Annotated in this window: 5 protein-coding genes; all 5 read right to left on the bottom strand. The window is 67.2% G+C overall.

The window, feature by feature from the left end; translation table 11 throughout:
- Positions 1-1,002: beta-ketoacyl synthase N-terminal-like domain-containing protein (locus ABNS06_RS09020; RefSeq protein ID WP_348674038.1), on the bottom strand; the 1,002-nt coding region annotated here is incomplete at its 3' end.
- The gene (gene fabG, locus ABNS06_RS09025) at positions 995-1,732 is read right to left on the bottom strand and encodes a 3-oxoacyl-ACP reductase FabG (protein ID WP_348674040.1); all 738 of its coding nucleotides are present in this window, start codon (positions 1,730-1,732) and stop codon (positions 995-997) included. The genes fabG and ABNS06_RS09020, both read right to left, overlap by 8 nt.
- The gene (locus ABNS06_RS09030; RefSeq protein ID WP_348674042.1) at positions 1,729-2,199 is read right to left on the bottom strand and encodes a hypothetical protein; all 471 of its coding nucleotides are present in this window, start codon (positions 2,197-2,199) and stop codon (positions 1,729-1,731) included. The genes fabG and ABNS06_RS09030 overlap by 4 nt, the downstream gene beginning before the upstream one ends.
- 47 nt (positions 2,200-2,246) lie before the next feature.
- Positions 2,247-2,819: a DUF3261 domain-containing protein gene (locus ABNS06_RS09035; RefSeq protein ID WP_348674044.1), complete on the bottom strand. Its 573-nt coding sequence runs from the start codon at positions 2,817-2,819 to the stop codon at positions 2,247-2,249.
- On the bottom strand, positions 2,819-4,112 hold a 1,294-nt coding region (locus ABNS06_RS09040), incomplete at its 5' end, for a hypothetical protein (protein WP_348674045.1). The genes ABNS06_RS09040 and ABNS06_RS09035, both read right to left, overlap by 1 nt.

A 4,112-nucleotide genomic window follows, 5' to 3' on the forward strand; every position in this document is an offset into this window, starting at 1 on the left:
CATGTGGCCCTTGTACGACGCGAAAGGCTTGAAGCCGAGCACCTCGGCGGTAGCGTGACTTTCGGCCACGTCCCCGTGATCGGTCGCGGTGCCGTGCGCGCAGACGAACCCGATGTCACCGGCGGAAATGCCGGCATCCTCGATCGCCAGACGCATCGTCGCCGCCATCATCTCCTGACTGGGCCGCGTCGCGTGACCACCGTCGGAAGTTGCACCGTAGCCGACGACCTCGGCCAGGATCGGAGCGCCGCGCCGCCGGGCGGAGTCGAGCGATTCGAGCACCAGCGTGCAGCCACCCTCGCCGATCACCAGCCCGTCCCGGTCGCGATCGAACGGAGCCGGCGTCTGTGTCGGCGTGTCATTTCGGGTGCTGGTGGCGTAGAGCAAATCGAACACCACGGCCTGCGACACGCAAAGGCCTTCCGACCCACCGGCCACCATGGCATCAATGCGGTTGAAGCGAATGGCCTCATAGGCATACCCGATCGCCTGGCTGCCGGAGGTGCAGGCGCTCGACGTGGGAATCGTCCGCCCCTTCAGCCCGAAGTGCATGCTGATGTTGGCGGCCGTGGTGTGCGGCATCATCCGCAGGTAGCTGGTGGAACTGATCTCGCCACGTCCTTCCCCGCTGATGAAGCGGCTCAGTTCCTGCGTGGCGGCGGTGCATCCACTGGACGAGCCGTAGGCCACGCCAACTTGCGTCAGGTCGGCTGCGGCGAGGTCGAAGCGGGCATTCTCCAGCGCCAATTCGGTCGCGCGAACCGCCAGCTTGGCGACCCGCCCCATCGTCCGCATCTTCTTGCGCGTGTAGCTCGGCGGCAGTTCGAATTCCGGAACAACGCCCGCCAGCCGCGTGCGCATGTCCTCGTAGCGGTCCCAGTCATCCATCCGCCGGATTCCGCTGCGGTGATGCGTCAGCCCATCGGAGATGTCCTCCCAGCTACCGCCCAGCGGGCAGAATCCGGCCGCGCCGGTCACGACAACGCGTTGCTGATCAGCCAAGCATGCCTCCATTCACCGAAATGACCTGTCGGGTGATGTAGCCGGCATCCGCGGAACAGAGAAAACCGATCAGAGCGGCCACCTCCTCGGGTTCGCCGACCCGCTTTGCGGGTATGAGTTTCACGATTTCCTCCACCGGCGCCTGGTCGATCATCTCGGTGCGAATCGGCCCGGGCGCCACGCAGTTGACCGTGATCTTGCGGCCAGCCAACTCCACGGCCAGCGCCTTGGCAGCGCCGATGATCCCGGCCTTGGATGCACTGTAGTTCACCTGCCCCCTGTTCCCCATCAGGCCGGAGACGGAGGTCAGCGCCACGATCCGACCGGGAGCCCGGCGCCGGATCATCGGCATGATCAACGGATGCAGGACGTTGTAGAACCCGCCCAGGTTGGTGTCGAGGACACGATCCCAGTCGTCGTCGCCCAGCGCCGGAAACGCGCCGTCGCTGGACACGCCGGCGCTGAGCACCACGCCGTAGTAGGCGCCGTTGGCTTCGATATCGGCGGTGAGCGCGTCCCGTGCCGCCGCGCGGTCGCTGACGTCGAATGGCAGCAGCCGGGCCTGTCCGCCAGCCGCGCGGATATCGTCAACCACCGCCCTTGCCTCGTCTTCGCGCCGCCGGTAGTTCACGACCACCGCGTAACCGTCCGCGGCCAGCCGAATGGCCGCTGCCCGTCCGATTCCGCGGCTGGCGCCGGTGACCAGAATGGATTCCTTCGTCGTTGTCATGCCTCTTCCGCAAGATATTTCATCGGGTCCGCCGGCTGAAAGACGTTGATCCGCGCTGACATCAACTCCTCGTCGCCGCGAAGCACGCGGCAATCGAAGGTCGCCAGCCCGTCATCGGGCATGTGGACCTCCCGCACGTCGATCCGCAGCCGGTCGCCGAACTCGAACATGTCGATCGCACAGGCCACCCGCCGGGCACTGACCAGAAATCCGATCTTCACCGGCTCGCCGCGCCGTCGCGACAGCACACCACCAAACGCGGCAATGCCCTGTGCCATGTACTCGATCCCGACCCAGACCGGCACGCCGGACTCCGACGCGAACTGACAGCCCGGATGGATGTCCACCGCCGCTTCCAGTTGTCCTTCCGACACGGCAACGATCCGGTCGATCAGCGCCATCGGCGCGTCGTGCGGAAGAAAGGGCTCGGCCGCGCATGGCAAGGCGGGGATGGTGTCAGCGTGCATTCGAGTATCTGGTCACGTGATGACGTCTTGCGGCACGGCCACGGCGGTCAGTGCGCGTCATGCCGGGCGTCGACCGCCGCCGAGACCGGACGGATTTCAAGCCTATAGTCCAGTTGGACGTTGAACAACCGCACCACGCCGTCTGGCTCATGGTGCAACTCCGTGACCCTTTGATCCCGGCAATAAAGCGTCCGCCGCGCATCCCCCTGATCCAGGCGCCAGCGCTTGCCGTCGAGTCGGGCGGCCAGCGACGACGCCGGCCAGTGGACGAACTGGTAATCGGACACCAGGACCCGGGCATCCAGCCCCGGCGTCGCGTCACCCAGCCATTCCACATCCGGCTGACCGTCCGTGTACTCCAGCCGGAACAGCTCCAGTCCGATCAGGTTGAAACCGCGCAGCATGAGTCGCCGCGGGCTCCTGTCGCTCACCACCAGCATCTGATGACGGGTTCCGTCCGCCCGGGTGAGTTCGATGATCTCGGCTCCGGCCATCGACCCGCTCCAGCCCGTCACCGGTTGCGGCGGCAGCACCGGGGGACAGGGCGCGGCCACCGGCCACCCGGCGCAACCGCAGAACCAGGCGCTCACCAGCGTGACCACCGCGAGCCGCGCGCGCATTACGGCGCCGCTCCGGATAACCGAACACGCCAGAGCAACAGCGTCGACCCCAGACCGAGCACGATGCCGACGACAACGGTCGCGCCGAATTCGGCCAGCGCCGGGGTGGCGCTCAGCGCCAGCAGGCCGAAGGAAAGCAGGGTCGTCAGCGCCGAGAGCAGAATGGCCAGCAGCGTCGCCGTCGAATGCTCTCCCGCCTCCCGGGCGAAGACGGCATAGTCGATGGACAGGCCGATGACCAGCAACAGCGCGAACAGGCGAAACACCGTAAACGGCGACCCCAGCCAGCCGCACAGACCCAGCGTGCCGATCACGGCCAGCGCGGAGGGCAGCGCGACCGTCGCGCCGCCTCGGATGCCGTAGCGCACGGCCAGGACAATCAGCACGACCACGGCTGCCAGCAGCAGCACCCGGGCCGCCATCTCCCGGCCTGCGCCCAGTCGCTGCTGCGCACTGGCGACGGTGTCTCGCCAGACGACATCCACACCAGCCTGCCGCTGCGTGTCCACCCACGCCCGGACAGCCGATGCATCCCGAACGCCGCCGACACGAACCAGGCCGACCCAACCATCCGGCAAGTGCTCGATCAGACCGGGATAAGGTGTCGAGGCCATGTCCTCTCGCCAGGTTTCGTAACGCAGCGGAGTGCTGGCATGAAACGCCACGCGCCGGGCTTCGGCCCAGGACGCCGGCGCATTCAACCCGCTCGCGAGCTGATCCAGCGCCGCACCAGGTGCGTAAACGGTCTCGGCGAGCAGTCGATGGGCCTCCTGCTGACGCCGCATGGACGGCAGGGCGCGCGCCGCGTGCAGATAGGTCTCCAGATCGCCTTGCGCCTGCAACGTGACCAGCCCCGGAGTCAGACGCTCCAGCGCCGTCAACACATCCTCCTGATCCTCGCCGCGCACGATCAGCATCTGCGAGACATCGAAGCCACCGACTATGGCGCGCACCCGGCTCGCCTGAGCCATCAGATCCGGCGGCGAGAAATACATGGCCCTCAGATCATCCCGACTTTGCAACTGCATGAGCCCCGGCACCGCGGCGCCTACCAGCACCATCAGGCCGATCACTGCCCAGCGCCGCCGGCGCTGCCGACCCGCGAGACCACGCGCGGCCAGCCTCAACGCGGCTGGAGCGGCCACCATGCGGTCAGCCGACAGGAGGCGCGGCAGCACGCAGAAGACCGTCAGGTAGGCCCCGGACAAACCGAAGATCGCGAACACCGCGACCTGGCGCAGACTCGCGAACGGCGCCAGCAACAGGCCGCCAAAGGCAATTGAGGTCGTCACC

Source organism: uncultured Abyssibacter sp. (assembly GCF_964000955.1).
GTDB lineage: Bacteria > Pseudomonadota > Gammaproteobacteria > Nevskiales > OUC007 > Abyssibacter.

Excerpts from the sequence above, each read along its gene's own strand:
- fabG (WP_348674040.1), bottom strand. The coding sequence starts at position 1,732 with ATGACAACGACGAAGGAATCCATTCTGGTCACCGGCGCCAGCCGCGGA.
- ABNS06_RS09030 (WP_348674042.1), bottom strand. The coding sequence starts at position 2,199 with ATGCACGCTGACACCATCCCCGCCTTGCCATGCGCGGCCGAGCCCTTT.
- ABNS06_RS09035 (WP_348674044.1), bottom strand. The coding sequence starts at position 2,819 with ATGCGCGCGCGGCTCGCGGTGGTCACGCTGGTGAGCGCCTGGTTCTGC.